Raw genomic sequence first — 21,697 nt, 5'->3', positions numbered from 1 at the left:
GACGACGCCACACAGCCCTCGAAGGACTACCCCCGATCAGCCGACTGTCATGAACGTCTCAGCCGAGTACATCTAGGGCCCTACGGGCCGGGCAAGACCCCCAGAACGAGCCATGTCCCGCCGCCGCGGGACGGTGCGACGATCGAGGTTCACGACCCGTCCAGCAGCACCTCCTGGAGGTGGCGATGCGCACGTCCGTCGCGCCGCACCGGCGACACGCCCTGACCCTCTCCGCCTGCGCGGCGCTGCTCGCGGTCCTCGCCCCGGTGACCCCCGCGGCCGCCGCCGAGCCGACGGTCCAGCTCGTCTCCCCGGCCGACGGCGCGGTCTCGACGACGGCCGATCCCGCCCTGAGCGTCGTCGCCTCCGACCCCGACGGCGACCCGCTCGACGTCACGTTCGAGGGGCGCAGGAAGGGCGAGACGACCGGCGGCGGGTCGGCCGGTGAGCCGTTCACGGTCGTCGCACTGCCCGACCTGCAGAACTACACGAACCGCACCCGCGGCCCGATGATCGCGCAGCAGACGCGCTGGATCGCCGACCAGCGCGCGGCCCTCAACACGCAGTTCGTCGTCCAGCTCGGCGACCTGGTGAGCGCATGGGACTACGCCGGCCACTGGCCGTGGACGTCGGACGGACTCAAGGTCCTCGAGGATCGCAAGGTCCCCTACGCCGTCGTGCCGGGCAACCACGACTTCGACTACCGCACGGGCGGCTTCACCGAGTACGACCGCTGGTTCCCGACGACCCGCTTCTCGACGCTCACCCCGACCCCGTCGACGGCCCGCTACGGCGGCTTCATGGGCCAGGACCAGTTCGGCGACGACCCGGTCGACCGCCGCAACATGAACAACTACTCGCTGTTCAGCGCGGGCGGCGTCGACTGGCTCGTGCTCGGCCTCGAGTGGGAGGCGCCGCCGGCCTCGCTGGAGTGGGCCGACCGCGTGCTCGCGGCCCACCCGGACCGCCAGGTCATCATGTTCACCCACTCGTTCCTCAACCTCGACGGCACGCGACGCACCGTCCCCCAACGGCCCGGCGGCACGCCGCAGGAGGGCCTGTGGCGCGACTTCGTCCGCACGCACTGCCAGGTGCGACTGGTGCTGAGCGGGCACGAGAACAGCGGCGACCTCGGCGAGGCGCGCCGCACGGACGCCAACGCGTGCGGCCGGCCGGTCCACCAGGTCCTGTCGAACTACCAGGCCCGCGCGAACGGCGGCAACGGCTGGCTGCGGACGTACCGCTTCGACCCGGCCGCCGGCACGGTCACCGCCGCCACCTACTCGCCCTACCTCAACCAGTACGAGACCGACGCGGACTCGGCCTTCACCCTGCCGTTCGCGTTCCCCGCGTCCGATCCGCAGCCGGTCCCCTTCACGCCGATCACGACCGTGCGAGCCGCCTCGGGCGAGACGGCCTCGGCGAGCTGGGCGGGCCTGGAGCCCGACACCGAGTACGAGTGGCGCGTGCGCGTGTCCGACGGCACGAGCACGGTGACGTCGCCCGTGCGGACGGTCCGGACGCCCCCGCCCGCCGGGCCGCGGGTCGAGGACCGGTTCGCCCGGTCGGTGACCGGAGGGTGGGGAACGGCCGACCGCGGCGGGACGTGGGCGGTGCAGGGACGCACGAGCCTGTACGCGGTCGCCGGCGGGACGGGCCAGCACGTCCTCACCCAGGCGGGCACCGAGGCGTTCTCCACGCTGAACGGCAGCCCGGCGCGCGACGTCGAGCTGCGCACCGACCTGGCCTGGAGCCGCCCGTCGTCGCAGGGCGTGCTGTGGACGCGGCTCGTGCCCCGGGCGGTGACGGCACGCGACGACTACCGGCTGACGCTCAACATCGGCACGGCCGGGAGGCCCCGGCTCGACCTCGCGCGGCGGGTCAACGGGACCGAGACCGTGCTGCGCTCGGTGCAGGTCTCGGGGCTGACGATCGCGGCGAACACCCGGTACACGACCGTCGTGCGCACCGTGACGGCCGGCGGCACCACGACGCTGTCGGCGAAGATCTTCCCCGCCGGGACGCCCGAGCCGGCCTGGCAGGCCTCCGTCACCGATGCCACCGCGAGCCTGCAGGCGCCGGGCGGGATCACGCTCTCGACGTACATGAGCAGCGGCGCGACCGCACCCGTCACGACGCACTTCGACGACCTGACGCTGCGCGAGAGCCCCTGATCGGAAAAGCCCTTGACCCAGGGCGGGGCTCCGGCCTAATCTGCAACCAAATGGTTGTAAATACGCACTCCGAGCTCACCGACGACGAGGTCGACCGGATCTTCCACGCCCTCGCCGACGCCACGCGCCGCGACATCGTGCGGCGCACCCTCGTGGGCGAGGCCTCCGTCTCCCGGCTGGCCGAGTCCTACGCCATGTCGTTCGCCGCGGTGCAGAAGCACGTGGCCGTCCTGGAGGGAGCCGGTCTCGTGACGAAGCACCGCCGGGGCCGCGAACGACTGGTCCGCGGCAATCCCGCCGTCATCGCGCGCGCCCAGCGCCTGCTGGACGAGTTCGAGCTGCTGTGGCGCTCTCGGGTCGAACGCCTCGACGCCCTGCTCACCGACGATCCCACCTCCTGAAAGGCACGACCATGCCCATCACCTCCGTCACCAAGGACACCGACGACCTCACGATGACCGTCGTGGCCGAGTTCCCCGTCCCCGTCCGCCGGCTGTGGGACGCCTACGCCGACCCCCGCCAGCTCGAGCGCTTCTGGGGCCCCGTCGAGTGGCCCGCCACGTTCACGCGCCACGACATGGCGCGCGGTGGCGAGTCTCACTACTACATGACCGGGCCCGACGGCGAGAAGAGCGCGGGCTACTGGCGCTTCCTGTCCGTCTACGAGGGCCGCTCGTTCGAGGTCGAGGACGGCTTCGCCAGCTCCCCCGGCGTGCCGAACCCCGACATGCCGACGATGAGGATGGTGTTCACGTTCGAGTCCACCGACACCGGCTCGCGCGTGACCACCCGGACGGTCTTCAACTCCGTGGACGAGCTCGAGCAGCTCGTCGCGCAGGGCATGGAGGAGGGCATGACGTCCGCCATCGGCCAGATGGACGAGGTGCTGGCCGACCTGGCGACGTTCGCGTCCGGCAGCGGCACGACGACGCAGCTGCTCGACGACACGCACGTGCGCGTCAGCCGGGTCATCCGCGGCAGCCGTGAGCAGGTGTGGCGCGCCCACCAGGAGCCCGAGCTCATGCGGCGCTGGCTGCTGGGCCCGGACGGCTGGGTCATGTCCACGTGCGAGATCGCGCACGAGGTCGGCGGCACGTACCACTACGCGTGGGAGCCCGAGGGCGGCGGCGAGGGCGGCTTCGGCTTCACCGGGGAGCTGCTCGAGAGCGAGGAGCCGTACCGGTCCGTCACGACCGAGCGCATGGTCGGCATGGACGGCGACGGCACGCTCAACGAGATGACGCTGACGCCCGTCGAGGACGGCACCCTGCTGTCGATCCTGATCACCTACCCGAGCCGCGAGCTGCGCGACCAGGTCCTCGCGACCGGCATGACCGACGGCATGGAGGCGAGCTACGCCCGCCTCGAGCAGCAGGTCCTCGTCCCGGCCTGAGCGGCGGGCCACGGCCTCATCGCAGCCGCAGCCAGATCGGCGCGGTCGCGATGAGGCCGTTCCCGTCCCGGCGGCCGGGTGGGACGGCGGGTCGGAGGACGGGTCGTCGACGGATGGACCGGACGCGGCGCGGGGCCTTGGGCTGGAGCATGGACCAAGCCAACAACCTCAACTAAGGTTCAGGTCAATGACTGTTCTGCTCACCCCCTCCCAGGTCGCGCAGCGCGCCGGCGTCGCGGTGTCCGCCCTGCACTTCTATGAGCGCGAGGGGCTCATCACCAGCACCCGCACGGCGGGCAACCAGCGGCGCTACGCGCGCGACGTCCTGCGGCGGGTCGCGTTCATCCGGACGTCGCAGCGCGTCGGCATCTCCCTCGGCGAGATCCGCGAGGCCCTGTCGACCCTGCCGGTCGACAAGGCGCCGACGAAGGCCGACTGGTCGCGGCTGTCGCGGCGCTGGCGCACCTCGCTCGACGAGCGGATCGACCGGCTGCAGCGCCTGCGCGACGACCTCGACGGCTGCATCGGCTGCGGCTGCCTCTCGCTGACGAAGTGCAAGCTGCACAACCCCGACGACGTGCTCGCCGCCGAGGGCGCCGGACCCCGCCTGCTCGACCCCGCCTGACGCCGGCCGCTACACGTTCCGGCGGTACTGGCCGCCCACCTCGAAGAACGCCTCGGTGACCTGCTGCAGCGTGCAGACCCGGGCGGCGTCCATCAGGACGGCGAACACGTTCTCGTGGCTCGTCGCGGCCTCCTTGAGGCGGGCGAGCGCGGCCTCGGCCTCGTCGCGGTGCGCCTCCTTGAACGACCGCACGCGGCGCAGCTGCGACTGCTTCTCCTCCTCCGTCGCGCGCGCCAGCTCGAGCTTCTGCGGCACGTCGTCCCCGTGGGGGTTCTTGAAGGTGTTGACGCCGATGATGGGCAGCGAGCCGTCGTGCTTGCGGTGCTCGTAGAGCATCGACTCGTCCTGGATCCGGCCGCGCTGGTAGCCGGTCTCCATCGCGCCGAGCACGCCGCCGCGCTCGCTGATCGCCTCGAACTCGCGCAGCACCGCCTCCTCGACGAGGTCGGTGAGCTCGTCGATGACGAAGGAGCCCTGCAGCGGGTTCTCGTTCATCGCCAGGCCCCATTCGCGGTTGATGATGAGCTGGATCGCGAGCGCCCGGCGGACGGACTCCTCCGACGGGGTCGTGACAGCCTCGTCGAAGGCGTTCGTGTGCAGGCTGTTGGCGTTGTCGTAGATCGCGATGAGCGCCTGCAGCGTGGTGCGGATGTCGTTGAAGTTCATCTCCTGTGCGTGCAGGGACCGGCCGGACGTCTGCACGTGGTACTTGAGCTTCTGGCTGCGCTCGTTCGCGCCGTACCTCTCCCGCATCGCGATCGCCCAGATGCGGCGGGCGACGCGGCCCATGACCGAGTACTCCGGGTCCATGCCGTTGCTGAAGAAGAACGACAGGTTCGGCGCGAAGTCGTCGATGTCCATGCCGCGCGCGAGGTACGACTCGACGTAGGTGAAGCCGTTCGCGAGCGTGAACGCGAGCTGGCTGATGGGGTTCGCCCCGGCCTCGGCGATGTGATAGCCCGAGATCGACACGGAGTAGAAGTTCCGGACGCCGTGCTCGATGAACCACTCCTGGATGTCGCCCATCATCCGCAGGCTGAACTCGGTGGAGAACAGGCACGTGTTCTGGCCCTGGTCCTCCTTGAGGATGTCGGCCTGCACGGTGCCGCGGACCTCGCGCAGTGCCTGCTCGGCGCTGATGCCGCGCTCGGCCGCCTGGTCGATCACGGTGTTGAGGAAGAACGCCAGCACCGTCGGCGCGGGCCCGTTGATCGTCATCGACACGCTCGTGGACGGGTCGAGCAGGTCGAAGCCGTCGTAGAGCGCCCGCATGTCGTCGAGGGTCGCGACCGAGACGCCCGACGTGCCGACCTTGCCGTACACGTCGGGGCGCTCGTCGGGGTCGCGGCCGTAGAGCGTCACCGAGTCGAACGCGGTCGACAGGCGGGTGGCCGGCTGACCCTCGCTGAGCAGCTTGAAGCGGCGGTTCGTGCGGAAGGGGTCGCCCTCGCCGGCGAACATGCGCGCCGGGTCCTCGTTGTCGCGCTTGAACGTGAAGACCCCGGCCGTGAACGGGAAGTGGCCGGGCAGGTTCTCGCGCCGCCAGAACCGCACGAGGTCGCCGTGCGCGCGGTACGTCGGCAGGCTCACGCGGCGGACCTGGTTGCCTGAGAGCGTCTCGCGCGCGAGCCGGAACCGCAGCTCGCGGTCGCGCACCTTCACGACCTGCTCGTCGCCGGAGTAGGACTCGACGACCGCAGGCCACTGCTCGAACGCGCTCCGCACGTCGGCCGGCAGGTCGTCGAGCGCCTTCCGCGCCGCCTCCGCGACGGCCTCGTCGTCGGGCAGCATCGCGGCCGCGGTCGCCAGGTGCTGCGCGCGGTCGGCGAGGTCGGCGAGCCGCTCGGTCTCGGCGTGGAAGCCACGCACGGTCTCGGCGATCTCGGCGAGGTAGCGGATCCGCTGCGGCGGCACGAGGTGGTGCTCGTCGGTCGAGTGCCGCACGTCCACGCGCGGCAGGACGCCCGGCTCGAGGCCGAGGACGTCGCGCAGCTCCTGGTACAGCGCGGTCACGCCGTCGTCGTTGAAGTGGGCCGCCGACGTGCCGAACACGGGCATGTCGGACGGCTGCTGGCCGAACGCCTCGCGGTTGCGCACGAGCTGGCGGCCCACGTCGCGCAGCGCGTCCTTGGCGCCGCGGCGCTCGAACTTGTTGATCGCGACGACGTCGGCGAAGTCGAGCATGTCGATCTTCTCCAGCTGGCTGGCCGCGCCGAACTCGGGCGTCATGACGTAGAGCGAGCGGTCGACGTACGGCAGGATGCCGGCGTCGCCCTGGCCGATGCCGGGCGTCTCCACGATGACCAGGTCGTGACCGGCGCCCTTGAGCACCGCGACCACGTCCGCCAGGTGCTCGGGCACCTCGTGACTGCCGCGCGTGGCGAGCGAGCGGAACGTCACGGGGCCGCCGAGCGCGTTCATCCGGATCCGGTCGCCGAGCAGCGCGCCGCCGCCCTTGCGCCGGGTCGGGTCGATCGCCACCACGGCCACCCGCAGCTTGTCGGCGTGGTCCACCCGCAGCCGCCGCACCAGCTCGTCCGTGAGCGAGCTCTTGCCCGAGCCGCCCGTGCCGGTGATGCCCAGCACCGGGGCGGTCGACCGCTCCGCCGCCCGCGCGACGGCGTCCGCGAGGCCCTGCGGCAGTCGGCCCTGCTCGGCCGCCGTGACGGCACGCGCGACCGCCGTCCGGTCGCCGGCCACGACGGCGTCCGGCTCGGGCAGGCCGAGCTCGACGAGGTCGACGTCGCACTGCTCGATGAGCGTGTTGATCATCCCGACGAGTCCCAGCCGCTGGCCGTCCTGCGGACTGAAGATCGTCACGCCGGCCTCGCGGAGCCGCGCGATCTCGTCGGGGACGATGACGCCTCCCCCGCCGCCGAAGACCCGGGTGTGGCCGGCACCGCGCTCGGCGAGCAGCTGCACGAGGTACTCGAAGTACTCCACGTGCCCGCCCTGGTACGAGCTCACCGCGACGCCCTGGACGTCCTCCTCCACCGCGGCGTCGACGATCTCGGCGACCGAGCGGTTGTGGCCCAGGTGGATCACCTCGGCGCCCTGGCTCTGCAGGATGCGCCGCATGATGTTGATGCTCGCGTCGTGGCCGTCGAACAGGCTCGAGGCGGTGACGAAGCGCACGGGATGCGTCGGGACGTGCATGGCGACCTCAATTACTAGGATGTCCTAGTAATGTACGATGCGCGTCGCCCGATGTCATCCAGGTCACACTGTTCTGGTCGGGTGTCGGCGCCCCCGTCCTCGGGGAGATGACGGGGACGCCGACCGGCACGGCGGGGCTCATCGAGGGGGGGTCGAGCCGCATCGCCGACCACAACGTACACGCGCCGTGGCCCGCGGAATCGGCACGCGCGCCGCGCCGGGCGCGTGTCGTCAGGTGCCATGCATCACAGCCAGCAGCAGCCGCGTGAACGGCTCGACGACCGAGCCCAGGTCGAGCTCCTCGTCGTGACGCTGCGCGCGGACCGCGCGGCCCACGAGCTCGTCGAACGCGCCCAGCACGCCACGCAGGACGTCGCGGTCGAGAGCGCTGCCGGAGCGGCCGACTCCGGACGCCTCGGCGAGGTCACGCAGGATCGCCAGGTGCTGGTCGGTGATCTCGTCGCGCTGGCACTGCAGGCGCTCCCCCGCAGCCCGGATCTCGACGTAGAAGCAGATCGTGAACGCGCGCGCCCGCTCCAGCACGCCGACGTACGCCGCGACGGCGGTGCGCATGCGCGTGTCGAAGTCGACGTCCGCCCCGGTCAGCGCGGGCCGCCACACGCGGCCGAGCGCGAGCTCGCTGGCGTTCCAGTGCGCCGCGGCGAACGCCTGCTCCTTGTCCTTGAACGCCTCGTAGAACGAGGTGCGCGAGACGTGGGCGCGCTTGGTGATCGAGGCGACCGTCGTGGCGGCGTAGCCGGAGCCGGCGACCTCGTCGAGCGTGGCCTGCAGGATGCGCCCGCGTCGCGACTCCGCGACCTCGGACTCCGGCAGGGCGGACCGCCCTCGTGGCAGGTCGAGGCGCTGCGGCAGGAGACTCAGGAACCCGTCGTCGCGCATCTTGTCACGATACGCCCGGGACGCCTGTGACGCTTGTCGTTTCAGGTCAAACGCGGGACTCGACGGCGCTGCACCCGGCCGGCGTCCTGACGACGGAGAGCTGGGCGGGGATCCGCTCCTTCATCGTCTCGACGTGGCTGATCAGGCCGATTGTGCGGCCGTTCTCGCGCAACGAGTCCAGCGTGTGCATCGCGACGTCGAGCGTCTCGGCGTCGAGCGAGCCGAAGCCCTCGTCGATGAACAGCGTGTCGAGCGTGATGCCGCCCGCGCGACTCGTGACGACCTCGGCCAGGCCGAGCGCGAGGGCCAGCGAGGCGAGGAACTTCTCGCCGCCGGAGAGCGACTCGGGCGTGCGGGCCTGGCTGGTGTACTCGTCCATGACCTGGACCTCGAGGCCGGCGTTGGTGCCACGGGTGGCGACGTCCTCGCTGCGGCGCAGGGCGTAGCGGCCCGAGGACATCTCGTGCAGCCGCACGTTCGCCGCGGCGACGATCTGGTCGAGCTCGGCCGCGAGGACGTAGCTCTCGAGGCGCACGCGCCGCGTGTTCGGCGGCTCGCCGTGCAACGACTTCGCCAGCCGGTCGAGCACCTCGTACTCGGCCCGGGCGCGGGCGCTGCCCTCCCAGCCGCGGCGGATCGCGGCAGCGAGCCGGCCGGTCATCTCGGCGACCTTGCGCACCGCCCCGACGTGCTCCTTCGCCGCGTCGCAGACCTTCTCCGCCTCGGCGTGCGCCGTGCGGGGACCCTCGACGTCGGCGGGCTCGGTGGGCAGGTCCTGCAGCTCGGGCGCCGCGAGGGCGGCCTCGGCACCGGCGCGGGCGCGGTCGTGCGCGGCGATCCGAGCGGTGAGGTCGCGCAGGGCGCCGTCCTGCAGGCGCGCGGCCGAGAACGCCTCCTCGTCGTCGAAGCCGTGGTGGGCGAGCATCTCGTCGAACGACTTGGCGGCCTCGCCGAGCTGGTCCTGCGCGTTCGCCGCGGCGGCCCGCGCCGCGATCAGGTCGCTCGTCGCCGCGATGTGCCCCGTGACGATCTCGATGCGCTCGACGACCGAGCCGGCGGCCCCGCGCGCCTGCTCGACGCCGGCGGCCAGCTCGGCGACCTGGGCCGTGGCGTGCTCGATCCCCTGCTGCAGCGTGACCTGGCGGACCTCGAGGTCCTGCCGCTCCGCGGTGAGCCGCTCGCACGCCGACTGGGCGCGCGTACGAGCCGCCTCGGCCTGCTGCGCCTGCTCGAGCCGCTGCTGCGCCTGCTGCACGGCGGTCTCGAGATCGGCCAACGGACGGACGGCGGCGAGACCGTCGACCGTGGTCCGCAGCGCGACGACGCGATCGCTCGCGGCGCGCGCACACGAGGACGCCTCGTCGAGGGCGGTCCGCGCCTCGTCGAGCATCTCCTCGGTGACCGGCTCGGCGGCGAGACCGGCCGGGGCGGGGTGCTCGACGCCACCGCACACGGCGCACGGCTCGCCCTCGCGCAGCTCGGCGGCGAGCGTGCCGGCGTAGTTGGCCAGGCGGCGCTCCTGCAGGGCGTCGAGCGCGGCGGACGCGGCGGTGCGGTCGCGGCCGCAGCGCAGCTCCTCCCGCTGGGCGGTGGCGAGCTCCTCCTCGGCCCGGACGCGGCGCGTCGCCTGCGCGACCTCGTCGCGCAGCAGGTCCAGCGCGTGGCGGGCCTGCTCGGACGAGAGCTCGATGGGCGCGTCCACGACGGACTGCTGCTGCTCGCACTCCTGCGTGAGCCGCTCGAGGCGCTCGGTCACGGAGGCCAGCTGCTCGCGCAGGGACTCGGCGCCGGCCCGCAGCTGCTCGAGGCGCTGCTCGTCGGCCAGCCGCGCCTGCAGCAGGGCCAGCTCGGACGTCAGCCGATCGGCGTGGGCGGGCAGGTCCTCGGGCGGGTGGGTGCCGACGACCTCGGTGAAGCGGGTCAGCGCCGCACCGAGCTCGGCATCGGCGTCCCGGGCGCGCGTGGCCGCGGAGCGCAGCGAGGTGTGCGCGACCGCCACGGACTGGGCGGCGACCGCGCGGTCGCGGCGGGTGCGGTCCTGCTCGATCGCGTCGACCTCGGCGAGCAGCCGGCCGAGCTCGGCGCTGGCCGCCGTGAACCGGTGCTGGCGCGCGGCCAGGTCGGTGGCCTGCTGCAGCACGTCCTGCGCGGCGCGCAGCTCCTTGTCGGCCTGCTCGAGATCGGCCTGGGCGACCTCGACGTCGGTCTGGTGGGCGTCGAGCAGACCGGTCAGCCACTCCTCGTTCGCCGTCTCGGGGGCGGGGCCGCCGCTGTGCTCGACGAGGCGCTCGATCGTGGCCTCGATGCCGGACTCGGCGATCTGCAGCTCCTTGCGCAGCGCCGCGGCGCGACGCTGCATGACGGCGTCGTACTCGGTGAACCGGTCGCTGCGGAACAGCGTGCGCAGCAGCCGCTGGCGCTCGTCGCTGGAGGCCACGAGGAATCGCTGGAACTGCCCCTGGGCGAGCAGCACGACCTGCAGGAACTGGTCGCACGACAGCGGCAGGATCTGGTGCAGCTCCTCGCCCACGACGCGCAGCTGGGAGGCGACGCCGACCCACTGGCCGCCGTCCAGGCGGCACAGCTCGGCCTTCGCCTTCTCGGTGGTGAGGCCCTCGCCGCGCGACTTGGGCCGCACGTACTCGGGCTGGCGCACGATCCGGTACGTCTGGCCGCCCGCGCTGAAGACGAGCTCGACACGGGTCGGCTCGTCGGGCGTGCAGTGGTCGCTGCGGACCCGGCGAGCGCTGCCGCCGCCGTAGCGCGGCGCGGAGTCGTACAGCGCGTAGACGATGGCGTCGAGGATGCTGGACTTGCCGGCTCCCGTGCGCCCCGTGATGAGGAAGATGCCGTGGTCGTCGAAGGCCTCGAAGTCCACGACCTGGGTCTGGCGGAACGGGCCGAAGCCCGTCATCTCGATGCGATGGATCCTCATCGGCTGACGTCCGTGCCGGCGACCTCGCTGACGAGGTGGTCGAGGATGGCCGCCTCCTCGTCCGTGGGTCCCTCGCCGTTGCGGACGAAGGCGAGGAACTCGGCCATCACCTGCTGGTCGGTCAGCGTCGCGAGGCGGCGCGGGTCGGCCGGCGCGCCGCCGTCGTGCACACGACTGGGACGGAAGTCCAGCAGCGCGCAGTGCGCGAAGCGCCGCTGGAGCCGGCGCATCGGGTCGCTGGGACGCGAGACGTCGGTGAGGACCGCGCGCACCCAGTGCTGCTCGTGCCGGGCCAGCGCGGCGTCGGAGAGCAGCTCGTCGAGCGTGCCGGTGATGGTGGCGAGCGGCCGCGGGACCGGCAGGTCGAGCCACTCGACCTCGCCGAGCCCGGCCGCGTCGAGCGTGACGAGCCAGGCGCCGCGGGGCTTGTCCTGCTCGGAGAACGACAGGTGCAGGGGCGCGCCGCTGTAGCGCACGTGCGGCGCCAGCGTGTTGCGGCCGTGGATGTGGCCGAGCGCGGCGTACGTGATGCCGTCGAACGCGGGCACCGGCACGCGGTCGACGCCGCCGACGGTGATGCCGCGCTCGGACTCGCACGACTCGCCCTCGGCGCCCGAGACGAAGGTGTGCGCCAGGACGACGGAGCGGTCGCCGTCGCGCTGTGCCAGGTCGGCGCGGATGTTGTCGAGCGCGAAGCCGACGGCCGTGGCCTGGTTCGTCAGCCGCTGCTCGGGCCAGCGGTGCCGGATGAGCGCCGGCTCGAGGTAGGCGATGCCGTAGAAGTGGACCGGCCCGTGCCGGTCCTCGACCGTGACGGGCGTGGCGTGGTCCTCGGGACGCGTGATGATGTGCACGCCCGACTCGCGCGCAAACGCGGCCTTCGCGCCGAGCCGCGCCGGGGAGTCGTGGTTGCCGCTCGTGACGATGACCGTGGCGCCCGTGGCGCGCAGGCTCAGCAGCACGCGATCGAGCTCCTCGACGGCCGCCGCCGACGGGGTGGACGAGTCGAAGACGTCGCCGGCCACGACGACGACGTCGACCTCGTGATCGCGCACCAGGGCGACCAGCGCGTCGAGCACCGACGCGAGCGCGTCGGCGGTCGAGTGCTGGTGGAACGTGCGACCGATGTGCCAGTCGGACGTGTGCAGGATCTTCACGCTTTCGACGCTAATCAGACGCACCGACAAATCCGTGCAGCCGGCCCGGGCGCGTCGCTCACACCTCGGGGGACTTCCGCTCTCCCACTAGGGTCGGGGCCATGGCGATCGTGCTGCTGGTCCGTCACGGGCGTTCCTCCGCGAACACCTCGGGCACCCTGGCCGGGCGGCTGCCCGGCGTCCACCTCGACGACACGGGGCGCGAGCAGGTGGGCCGCACGGGCGCGCGCCTGGCCGACGTCCCCGTCGTCGAGGTCGTCACGAGTCCGCTGGAGCGCTGCCGCGAGACCGCCGAGGCGATCACGGCGCACCACGACCTCGAGGCGACCGTCGACGAGGCGATCACCGAGTGCGGGTACGGCGACTGGCAGGGCCGGCCGCTGAGCGAGCTGGCGCAGGAGGACCTCTGGAAGACCGTCCAGGGCCATCCGTCCGCCGCCACGTTCCCCGGTGGCGAGTCCCTCATGGCGATGCAGGCGCGCGCCGTCGAGGCCGTCCGCGCGCACGACGCCCGCATCGAGGCCGAGCACGGGCCGGCCGCGGTCTGGGTCGCGGTCTCGCACGGCGACGTCATCAAGTCGGTGCTCGCCGACGCCGCCGGGATGCACCTGGACCTCTTCCAGCGCCTGCACGTGGACCCGGCCTCGGTGTCGATCGTGCGGTACGCCCCGCAGCGCCCCACGCTCATCGCGGTGAACACCACCGCCGGCGAGCTCGGCTGGCTGCGGGCGCCCGCCCCCGCGGCGGACGCGCCCGTCGGCGGAGGCGCGGGTCCGGCATCGCGGTGACCTCGAGGCGCCGCCCCCGGCCGTCGCCCCGCACGCCGGCGGCGGTGTGATCCTCCACGCCCGGGCGGCGCTGCTTCGGGGTCGCTCCTAGCATGGGGACATGGCGCAACGGTACGAGTTCGACTGGCCCGATCGTCTCGTGATCGGGACGGTGGGCCGCCCCGGGGAGCGCACCTTCTACCTCCAGGCGCGCGCCGGCGAGCGGCTCGTCAGCGCGGGCATGGAGAAGGAGCAGTCGGCCGCCCTCGCCGAGAAGCTGGACGAGGTCCTCGACGAGCTCATGATCCAGGAGGGCAACCCCTTCAGCGTGCCGGCCGAGGCCCCCGAGGGTCTCGACGACCGGGACCCGCTCGACACCCCCGTCGTCGAGCAGTTCCGGGTCGGGATGCTGTCGCTGGGCTTCGACCCCTCGACCGCGCAGGTCGTCATCGAGGCGTTCCCGCTGGTCGAGGACTCCCCCGCCTCGCTCGTCGACGAGGACCCGGAGGAGCCCGCCGAGGTCCTGCACGTCCGCATCCCCGTCGGCGCGGCCCGTTCGTTCTGCAAGCGCACCCGCGAGATCGTCAGCGCCGGCCGCCCCACGTGCCCGCTGTGCTTCGCCCCGATCGATCCCGACGGCCACGTCTGCCAGCCCCCGGAAGAGCTGATGTGACCGCTGGGTCGGACCTCGTCCTGGAGGGGCGGATCCTGCCGGCGTCCAACGCCACCTTCGTCGGCCTGCTCGACGGCACCCGCGTCGTCTACAAGCCCGTCGCCGGCGAGCGCCCGCTGTGGGACTTCCCCGGCGTGATCCTCGCCCACCGCGAGGTCGCGGCGTGGCGGCTCTCGGAGGCGCTCGGCTGGGACGTCGTCCCGCGCACGTGGCTGGGCGACGGCCCGCACGGCGTCGGGATGCTGCAGGAGTGGAAGGACGGCGAGCCCGACGAGGAGCCCGTCACCCTGGTCCCGGCCGACGAGCTGCCGCGCGACTGGTGCCACGTCCTGGACGGCCTCGACGCCGAGGACCGTCCCGTCTCGCTCATCCACGAGGACACCGCGGCGCTGCGGCGCATGGCCGTGTTCGACGTGCTGGCCAACAACGCGGACCGCAAGGGCGGCCACGTGCTGGCCATGCCCGGCGGCCACCGCCACGGCGTCGACCACGGGCTGACGTTCCACACCGAGCCGAAGCTGCGGACCGTCCTGTGGGGCTGGCTCGGCCGGCCGCTGACCGAGGACGAGGTCGCGGGCGTCCGCCGCGTCCGCGACGGGCTGGACGGCGACCTCGCCGACGACCTCGCCACGCTGCTCGACGATCCCGAGCTGGACGCGCTCGTCGCGCGCTGCGACCGGCTGCTGGCCGAGCCGGTCTTCCCGGCACCCGAGGGCGACATGCCCGCGGTGCCGTGGCCACCCTTCTGACACACGGCGACGGCCGCCCGGTCGGGGGCCCGGACGGCCGTCTGGTGGGATGCGAGGCGGATCAGATGGTGGCCATCTCCGCTTCGCGGGTCTTCGCGTGACGCAGGCCGAGGAAGCTCAGCACGGCCAGCAGCGCGGCACCGAGGAAGGACGCGATGGCGGCGATCCCGGCGATGGTGCCCATCGTGCTGAAGGCGTATCCGTAGAGCAGCAGGCCGCGCAGGGTGTTGCCCATGAAGAGCGACTGGCGCAGGGCGCCGAGCTCCTGGCCCTCGGCCGAGGCCTTGGCCGCGTCGTCCAGCGCGAGGAACTCGCCGCTGACCTCCTCGTAGGTGCGGTTGTCGCTCGAGGCGTTCATGTGGGCGAGGATGTAGTGGTCGGCGAAGGCGCGGGCCTCGGCGCCGGTGTCCATGCGGCTGCCGGCGAAGGGCTCGAGCGCCTCGCGGTCGGCCTTCGAGAGGCTCTCCAGGGCGTCACCCTCGGGCATCGTGATGTCCTGCGCCGTGAGCTGGGTCTGCACCTGGTCGGCGATGAAGAAGTGCGCCCAGGACGTCAATCCACCGGCGACGACCAGGAGTGCTGCCAGGGCCAGGCCCGTCCACGAGATGAGCTTGTCGAGTGCCGAACGACGCATGATGCTGTTCCTTCTGTGCGGTGATCCCACACCGTTGTGGGGTCACTCCTGACGCTAGTGACGCGCCGGGCCGCGGGGATGAGGCGAAGGCCCGGACTTCTCCGGGACCTTGGTCACCGACCTCCCGGGACTTCGTCACCACACGCGTGGCGACCGGGAACGAACGACGCCCGGCCCCCTCGAGGGGACCGGGCGTCGGAGTCGGCGGCGGCTCAGGCCGTCGCGTCGAACTTCGGCAGCTCGCGCTTCATCACCTTGCCGGTGGGGTTGCGCGGCAGCTCGTCGAGGAACATCACGGCACGCGGCACGGCGAACCGGGCGACGTGCTCCTTGGCGTACTCGACGACCTCGTCCTCGGTGAGCGTCTCGCCCTCGCGCGGGACGACGTAGGCCGCCAGGCACTGGCCCCACTGCGCGTCCGGGATGCCGGTGACGACGACGTCCTGGACCCTCGGGTGCTCGATGAGGGCGTCCTCCAGCTCGCGCGGGAACACGTTCTCGCCGCCGGAGATGACCATGTCGTCGTCGCGGCCAGCGACGAACAGGCGGCCCTCCTCGTCGAAGTAGCCCAGGTCACCCGAGTGCATGAGGCCGTCGCGGAAGTCCTTCGTGCGACCGTCCGTGTAGCCGGCGAACATCATCGAGTTGCCGACGTAGATGACGCCGGTCTGGCCGGTCGGCACCTCGTGGCCGTTCTCGTCGAGCACCTTGACCACGGTGTGCCACGGCACGCGGCCCGCGGTGCCCGGCGCGTCGCGCAGGTCCTTCGGGTTGGCGATCGTGACCCAGCCGGTCTCGGTCGCGCCGTAGAAGTTGTAGACCGAGTCGGTGAACGTGTCCATGAAGTGCGTGGCCAGCTCGCCAGCGAGGGCCGAACCGCTGGACGCGGTGATCTGCAGGCTGGACACGTCGTTGCTCTTGATGACCTCGGGGTCGGCGTCGACGAGGCGCTGCATCATGAGCGGCACGACGACCAGGACCTTCGCCTTGTACTGCGCGATGTCCCGGATGACCTGCTCGGGCACGAAGCGGCGGCGCAGCACGAACGTGGGCACCGTGGACAGGCCGAAGCCGAAGTTGAGCAGGCCCCACGAGTGGAACAGCGGAGCGGCGACCACGACGGTCGAGTTGCCCTCGTAGGGGATCGAGCCGAAGAACGTCAGCAGCGGCTCGAGGTTCTCGGGCTCCTTGCGCTTGGCGCCCTTGGGCAGGCCCGTCGTGCCGGAGGTGAAGATCACGATGCCGCCGGGCTTCTCGGGCTTGTCGTGGTCGGCGTCGGACTTGCCCTCCTGCAGGCCCATGAGGGTGGGCAGGCCGTGCTTGTCGTCGTCCTCCCACGCCACGACGAGCTTGTCGTGGTCGATGTCCTTCGCGACGGGCAGGAACTCCTGGTCGAGGATGACCATCTTGGCGCCCTCGCGCTTGACGAGCTCGCTGAGCTGGCCGGCGCTGGCCATCGTGTTGAGCAGCAGCATGCGGCCGCCCATCTGCGAGATCGCGACCATCGCCATGACCATGTAGCGGTGGTTGCGGCACAGCACGGCGATCGGGTCGCCGGGCACGAAGCCGCGATCCTTCAGCGCCTGCGTGAGGCGGTTGACGGCCTGGCTGGCCTCGCGCCACGTCAGCTGGCCGGCGTCGTCGATGATCGCCAGCTGGTCGGGCTTGCGGGCCGCGGCGGCACCGAGCGCGGACGGGAAGCCCGGACCCCACGAGGCCAGCTTCTTGCCCGCCTTGACGAGGCGTACGGGGTTCTGGGCCTTCAGCAGCCCGATCCGCCGCAGCACCGTCAACTTGTAACCGAGGTCGCCCATTGTCTCTCCAGATCCTGTTGGTTTCGACCGTGCAATGTGACGCAGGTTACCAGCGGGTCACTTCACGTGGGAGGCGAGCGCGGAAAACGAAGGCCCCACTGAGTGAGACGTACGTCACATCAGTAACTCTGGTCACAGGGCTGTAACCGTCAGTGACATCCGCAGTTACGCGTTTTGCCTCCAATGCCGCGGTTTTCAGATACCTGAGGAATGTCGCGCTTCCTCTCGTCTCGCAGGTCGGAAGCGCGCACGATGGGTCGAGTGGACACCGAGGTCCACGTCCGAGACAGGGAGCGAGCACATGCCCCATTCCGTGGCTGTCGTGACCGGGGGATGCGGCGAGACCGGCCTGCGCAGCGCGAAGCTGCTGGCGCGGGAGCACCATGTCGTGCTCAGCGACAGCAGCCGGGAGCGCCTGCACCGCGCCCTCGACCAGCTCGACTCCGCGGGGGTCTCGGCCGAGTCGATCGTCGCGGACCCGGCCGACCGGCGCTCGGTCGAGACGCTCATGTCCGCCGCACGCGAGGCCGGCCCGATCGCGACGGTCGTGCACGCGGCCGGCGTCGTGGGCTCCTCCCCCGCCGAGATCCTGCGCGGTCATGTCCTCGGCACGGTGAACGTGACGGCGGCGACCCTGGCGGTCGCGGCACCCGGCACGACGCTCATCCACGCGACGCGCGAGGCCGGCGCCGGGCCCTGGGTGTCCGCGGTCCCCCGCCGGCTGCTGGCCAGGGCGTCCACGAACCCGGAGGCCGTCGTACGGGCGCTGACCCGGCTGGCCGAGCTCGGGCCGGTCCGCCTCGCGCCGACGATCGCCCAGGGGCTGAGCACGACGTTCCTCGACTGGTACGCCGCGCACATGGCCGCCGCGTTCCGCGCGCGCGGCGCGCGGCTGCACGCGGTGGGCCCGCTCGACCTGGCTCCGGTCGCCGAGTCCTACGAGCCGCTCGCGTCCTGAGTCCCCGTTCGTCCGTGGGGGACGCGCCGCGTGGGCCGGCTCAGCTCCCGGCCGGCACCGGCCTCACGAGCGGAAGGACCTCGTTCGCGATGCGCTCGAGCTGGTGGACCTCGTCGGCGACGGGCCACAGGTGGACGCGACGACAGCCCTCCCGGGCGTACTGCGAGAGCAGCTCGGCGCACGCCTCGGCCGACCCGATGCACACCCGTCCGCGCAGGGTCGCGGGATCGCGGCCGAGCCCGCGCGCCAGCACGTCGACGAGGATCCGCTCGGCGACGACCGGGTGCTCGGTCACGAAGGTCCACATCGTGACGAGGGCGTGCGGCGGCTCGGGGCGTCCTCGCTCGTGACACGCGGCGGCGAGCCGCCGTCGCGCGGCACCGAACTCGGCGGGCGTCATCCGGTGGGCCGACGCGAGCCAGCCGTCCCCGTACTCGGCGACGCGTCGCAGGCCTGCGGCCGAGCCCCAGCTGGCCACCCACAACGGCACGTCGGGGCCGAGGTGCAGGTGCAGCGACCCGAGCGCCTCGTCGAACCGGCGCCACCGCTCCTGCCAGGGCACGCCGGCCAGCTCGTAGTCGGTGGGCGACGATCCCGCCGCGACGCCCGCGACGACGCGTCCCTCCGCGAGCTGGTCGAGCGCCTGCATCGCGGCGGCGTAGGCGCGCGGTCCGCGCAGGACGGGCAGCGCCGCCGTGGTGGCGAGCTCGAGCGAGCCCGCGCGCGGCGCCGCGGCCGCGAGCAGCGTCGGACCGTCGGTCCAGGGCCGCGCGAACGTCAGGTGGTCGTTGGCGCTCAGCGCCGCGAAGCCGAGGTCCCGCGCGGCGTCGACCACGGACCCCAGGTGCGCCCCGTCGAGCGGCGTCCCCGCGAACGCGACCTGCGGCAGGTGCACCCCGATTTCCACGGCTCCACCTTGGCACCGCGTCGGGCCGGGTGCCGTCCGGGGCGCCACCGCTCGACTTCTCGAACGCTCTCCACGTCATCTCGGCGCGGAACCGTGGAACGTGTTCCAGAAAGTCGGGAGGGCGGCGGGCGGACCGCGGGCCGCGAGCGGGCCGGGCGGGCTGGGGTCAGCCGCGCTTCTTGAGGTCCCGGCCGATCACGAGGCGCTGGATCTGGTTGGTGCCCTCGAAGATCTGCATGACCTTGGTCTCGCGCATGTAGCGCTCGACCGGGAAGTCCTTCGTGTAGCCGGCGCCACCGAGCACCTGGACCGCGTCGGTGGTGACCTTCATGGCGTTGTCCGTGGCGACCAGCTTCGCGATCGACGCCTGCCGCGAGAACGGCCGGCCGAGGTCGCGCAGGCGGGCCGCCGCCAGGTACGTCGCGCGGGCGCTCTCGACCGCGGCGGCCATGTCGGCGAGCAGGAACGTCAGGCCCTGGTGGTCGATGATGGGCACGCCGAACGCCTCGCGCTCCTTGGCGTAGGCGACCGCGGCGTCGAGCGCGCCCTGCGCCACGCCCGTCGCGACGGCCGCGATGCCGAGCCGGCCGGAGTCGAGCCCCGCGAGCGCGATCGACAGCCCCTGGCCCTCGTCGCCGAGCCGCCGCTCGACCGGCACGCGGACGTCGTCGAACAGCATCGTGGCCGTCGTCGAGCCCATCAGGCCCATCTTGTCCTCGGGCACGTCGGCGGTGAGCCCGGGCGCGTCCGCCGGCACCAGGAAGCACGTGATGCCGGCGTCGGCGCGCGCCATGACCTTGTAGTAGTCCGCCTGGCCGCCGTGCGTGGTCCACGCCTTCGCGCCCCGGATGACGTACTCGTCGCCGTCGCGCCTGGCCGTGGTCCGCATCGCCGCGGGGTCCGAGCCGGCGTGCGCTTCCGACAGGCAGTACGCGCCCAGCAGCTCGCCACCGAGCATGTCGGGCAGCCACCGCTGCTTCTGCTCGGGCGTGCCGGCATGGTCGAGGCCGAAGCAGCTCAGCGCGTGCACGCTCGTGCCGACGCCGACGCTGGCCCACGCGATCGCGATCTCCTCGACGACCTGCAGGTAGACCTCGTAGGGCTGGCCGCCCCCGCCCAGCTTCTCGGCGTACGGCAGGCCCAGCAAGCCGGCGCGGCCGAGGGTGCGGAAGACGTCGCGCGGGAACGTCCCGGTGCGCTCGGCCTGGTCGACGCGCGGACGCAGCTCGGCGTCGACGATCTGGCGGGTCAGCGCGATCAGGTCGCTCGCCTCGTCGCTGGGCATCACACGGTCGACGGCCACGGGGTCCTCCTGGGTGGTGGGCAGCACCTCCAGCATGGACCACCGACCGGATGGTTGGATCAGGGCATGGACATCAGTGGAGCATCAGCCATCGTCACCGGGGGCGCCTCGGGCATCGGCGCGGCCGTCGTACGTCAACTCGCCGAGCGCGGCGCCCGCGTGGTCGTCGCGGACCTCAACGACGAGGCCGGGAACGCCCTCGCCCAGGAGGTCGGCGGCGTCTTCATCCACGTCGACGTGACGGACACCGAGCAGATCAAGACCGCCATCGCCGCCGCCGAGGAGCTGGCGCCGCTGCGCGTCCTGGTGAACTCCGCCGGCATCGGCTGGGCGCAGCGCACGGTCGGCCGCGACGGGCAGTTCGAGTCCGCGCACGACCTCGACGCCTACAAGAAGGTCATCGCGATCAACCTGATCGGCACGTTCGACGCGCTGCGCCTCGCGGCCACCGCGATGAGCCGCACCGAGCCGCTCGACTCCGGCGAGCGCGGCGCGATCTGCAACCTCGCGTCGGTCGCCGCGTTCGACGGCCAGATCGGCCAGGCGGCGTACTCGTCCTCGAAGGGCGGCGTCGTCGGCATGACCCTGCCCGTCGCGCGCGACCTCGCCGCCGTGGGCGTGCGCGTCAACACGGTCGCCCCGGGCCTCATCGACACCCCGATCTACGGCGAGGGCGAGGCGGCCGAGCAGTTCAAGGCCAAGCTGGGCGAGTCGGTCAACTTCCCCAAGCGCCTGGGCAAGCCGGAGGAGCTCGCCAGCATGGTCGTCGAGTGCGTCACGAACTCCTACATGAACGGCGAGACGGTCCGCGTCGACGGCGCCATCCGCATGCCCCCGAAGTGACCACCACGCTGAGTTGCACGTTCGGCCACTCGCGCACGGCGTGTCGCTGGCCGAACGTGCAACTCAGCGCTGTCGACGCGAGGATGGACGCGTGCGCGCACTACTGCTGATCGACCTGCAAGAGGACTTCCTGAACCCGCCCCCGCTGGCCGAGCAGCGCGAGGACCTGGTCCGCGCGGTGCAGGGCTGGATCGACTGGGCGCGGGACAACGACGTGCCCGTCATCGAGGTGCGCACCGTCCTGCCGCGCGACAAGTCGACGTGGGCGCTCAACATGCGCGAGGACGACCAGCCCGTCGTGCTCGAGGGCACCGAGGGGATCGAGCGGCTGCGCGAGCTGGAGGTCGACCCGCACCTGTCGATCGAGAAGCGTCGCGACGACGCCTTCCACGGCACCGACCTGCTCGACCGCCTGCACAACCTCGACGTCGACGAGATCGTGCTCGCCGGCGTCGTGACCGAGGCCTGCATCGCGATGACCGCCGCGACCGCCTATGCGCACGACCTCAAGGTCTCGATCGCCGAGGGCGCGGTGACGTCCTACGACGAGAAGCGGCACACCGCCGCGCTGAAGTGGCTCGAGGAGCAGTACCGCCAGCAGGTCGTCACGCCCGACGACCTCACCTGACTCACGGTGGTCGAGCACCCGGCGAGGAACGAGCCGCGTATCGAGACCACGTCAGGATCTCGATACGCCCGCTCGTTCCTC

18 protein-coding genes are annotated in these 21,697 nt (G+C 72.3%); 10 read left to right on the top strand and 8 right to left on the bottom strand.

Going from position 1 to position 21,697, the window contains the following annotated elements:
* The first annotated feature begins 185 nt into the window (after positions 1 to 185).
* The 4 genes from AB3M81_RS17555 to soxR all read left to right on the top strand — a co-directional run bounded on the left by AB3M81_RS17555 (position 186) and on the right by soxR (position 4,192).
* A complete protein-coding gene (locus AB3M81_RS17555; protein WP_412905227.1) occupies positions 186 to 2,174 on the top strand; it encodes a metallophosphoesterase in 1,989 nt (662 codons plus the stop codon).
* 50 nt (positions 2,175 to 2,224) lie between these two features.
* Positions 2,225 to 2,575 carry an ArsR/SmtB family transcription factor gene (locus AB3M81_RS17550; protein ID WP_412905226.1) on the top strand — a complete coding sequence of 117 codons (351 nt, stop codon included), beginning with the start codon at positions 2,225 to 2,227 and terminating at the stop codon, positions 2,573 to 2,575.
* Positions 2,576 to 2,586: 11 nt separating this feature from the next.
* Positions 2,587 to 3,567 (top strand): SRPBCC family protein, encoded by a 981-nt coding sequence (locus tag AB3M81_RS17545; RefSeq protein ID WP_412905225.1) that lies wholly within the window; start codon positions 2,587 to 2,589, stop codon positions 3,565 to 3,567.
* A 187-nt stretch (positions 3,568 to 3,754) separates the two neighbouring features.
* Positions 3,755 to 4,192 (top strand): redox-sensitive transcriptional activator SoxR, encoded by a 438-nt coding sequence (soxR, locus tag AB3M81_RS17540; RefSeq protein WP_412905224.1) that lies wholly within the window; start codon positions 3,755 to 3,757, stop codon positions 4,190 to 4,192.
* 9 nt (positions 4,193 to 4,201) lie between these two features.
* On the opposite strand, the gene icmF is transcribed toward soxR, so the two are convergent.
* The 4 genes from icmF to AB3M81_RS17520 form a co-directional block, all read right to left on the bottom strand.
* Positions 4,202 to 7,348 carry a fused isobutyryl-CoA mutase/GTPase IcmF gene (gene icmF / locus AB3M81_RS17535; protein ID WP_412905223.1) on the bottom strand — a complete coding sequence of 1,049 codons (3,147 nt, stop codon included), beginning with the start codon at positions 7,346 to 7,348 and terminating at the stop codon, positions 4,202 to 4,204.
* Between the two features lie 231 nt (positions 7,349 to 7,579).
* Complete coding sequence (locus AB3M81_RS17530; RefSeq protein ID WP_412905222.1) at positions 7,580 to 8,248, bottom strand: TetR/AcrR family transcriptional regulator; 669 nt, start codon at positions 8,246 to 8,248, stop codon at positions 7,580 to 7,582.
* 46 nt (positions 8,249 to 8,294) lie between these two features.
* Complete coding sequence (locus AB3M81_RS17525) at positions 8,295 to 11,183, bottom strand: AAA family ATPase (RefSeq protein WP_412905221.1); 2,889 nt, start codon at positions 11,181 to 11,183, stop codon at positions 8,295 to 8,297.
* Complete coding sequence (locus AB3M81_RS17520; RefSeq protein ID WP_412905220.1) at positions 11,180 to 12,340, bottom strand: exonuclease SbcCD subunit D; 1,161 nt, start codon at positions 12,338 to 12,340, stop codon at positions 11,180 to 11,182. The genes AB3M81_RS17525 and AB3M81_RS17520 overlap by 4 nt, the downstream gene beginning before the upstream one ends.
* 101 nt (positions 12,341 to 12,441) lie before the next feature.
* Here AB3M81_RS17520 and AB3M81_RS17515 point away from each other — a divergent pair, with 101 nt between their 5' ends.
* The 3 genes from AB3M81_RS17515 to AB3M81_RS17505 all read left to right on the top strand — a co-directional run bounded on the left by AB3M81_RS17515 (position 12,442) and on the right by AB3M81_RS17505 (position 14,529).
* Positions 12,442 to 13,128 (top strand): histidine phosphatase family protein, encoded by a 687-nt coding sequence (locus AB3M81_RS17515; protein WP_412905219.1) that lies wholly within the window; start codon positions 12,442 to 12,444, stop codon positions 13,126 to 13,128.
* A gap of 100 nt (positions 13,129 to 13,228) precedes the next feature.
* The gene (locus AB3M81_RS17510; RefSeq protein ID WP_412905218.1) at positions 13,229 to 13,780 is read left to right on the top strand and encodes a DUF3090 domain-containing protein; all 552 of its coding nucleotides are present in this window, start codon (positions 13,229 to 13,231) and stop codon (positions 13,778 to 13,780) included.
* Positions 13,777 to 14,529: an SCO1664 family protein gene (locus AB3M81_RS17505; protein WP_412905217.1), complete on the top strand. Its 753-nt coding sequence runs from the start codon at positions 13,777 to 13,779 to the stop codon at positions 14,527 to 14,529. Before AB3M81_RS17510 ends, AB3M81_RS17505 begins: the two co-directional genes overlap by 4 nt.
* 61 nt (positions 14,530 to 14,590) lie before the next feature.
* On the opposite strand, the gene AB3M81_RS17500 is transcribed toward AB3M81_RS17505, so the two are convergent.
* On the bottom strand, positions 14,591 to 15,163 hold the full coding sequence (locus AB3M81_RS17500; protein ID WP_412905216.1) for a hypothetical protein: 573 nt from the start codon (positions 15,161 to 15,163) through the stop codon (positions 14,591 to 14,593).
* A 212-nt stretch (positions 15,164 to 15,375) separates the two neighbouring features.
* Complete coding sequence (locus tag AB3M81_RS17495) at positions 15,376 to 16,977, bottom strand: AMP-binding protein (protein WP_412905215.1); 1,602 nt, start codon at positions 16,975 to 16,977, stop codon at positions 15,376 to 15,378.
* 301 nt (positions 16,978 to 17,278) lie between these two features.
* Between AB3M81_RS17495 and AB3M81_RS17490 the strand changes: the two genes are divergently transcribed.
* Positions 17,279 to 17,935: an SDR family NAD(P)-dependent oxidoreductase gene (locus AB3M81_RS17490; protein WP_412905214.1), complete on the top strand. Its 657-nt coding sequence runs from the start codon at positions 17,279 to 17,281 to the stop codon at positions 17,933 to 17,935.
* A gap of 40 nt (positions 17,936 to 17,975) precedes the next feature.
* Here the strand turns inward: AB3M81_RS17490 and AB3M81_RS17485 are convergent, their stop codons facing one another.
* Positions 17,976 to 18,842: an LLM class flavin-dependent oxidoreductase gene (locus AB3M81_RS17485; protein ID WP_412905213.1), complete on the bottom strand. Its 867-nt coding sequence runs from the start codon at positions 18,840 to 18,842 to the stop codon at positions 17,976 to 17,978.
* A 166-nt stretch (positions 18,843 to 19,008) separates the two neighbouring features.
* A complete protein-coding gene (locus tag AB3M81_RS17480) occupies positions 19,009 to 20,181 on the bottom strand; it encodes an acyl-CoA dehydrogenase family protein (protein WP_412905212.1) in 1,173 nt (390 codons plus the stop codon).
* Positions 20,182 to 20,211: 30 nt separating this feature from the next.
* Here AB3M81_RS17480 and AB3M81_RS17475 point away from each other — a divergent pair, with 30 nt between their 5' ends.
* Both AB3M81_RS17475 and AB3M81_RS17470 read left to right on the top strand, forming a co-directional pair.
* Positions 20,212 to 20,988 carry an SDR family NAD(P)-dependent oxidoreductase gene (locus AB3M81_RS17475; protein WP_412905211.1) on the top strand — a complete coding sequence of 259 codons (777 nt, stop codon included), beginning with the start codon at positions 20,212 to 20,214 and terminating at the stop codon, positions 20,986 to 20,988.
* 91 nt (positions 20,989 to 21,079) lie between these two features.
* Positions 21,080 to 21,616: a cysteine hydrolase family protein gene (locus AB3M81_RS17470; RefSeq protein WP_412905210.1), complete on the top strand. Its 537-nt coding sequence runs from the start codon at positions 21,080 to 21,082 to the stop codon at positions 21,614 to 21,616.
* The last annotated feature ends 81 nt before the right edge of the window (positions 21,617 to 21,697 follow it).

This window comes from Aeromicrobium jepli, from assembly GCF_047246605.1.
Taxonomy (GTDB): domain Bacteria; phylum Actinomycetota; class Actinomycetes; order Propionibacteriales; family Nocardioidaceae; genus Aeromicrobium.
Note: the sequence above shows the minus strand (reverse complement) of the source record. Positions and strands in the feature narration are given on the sequence as shown.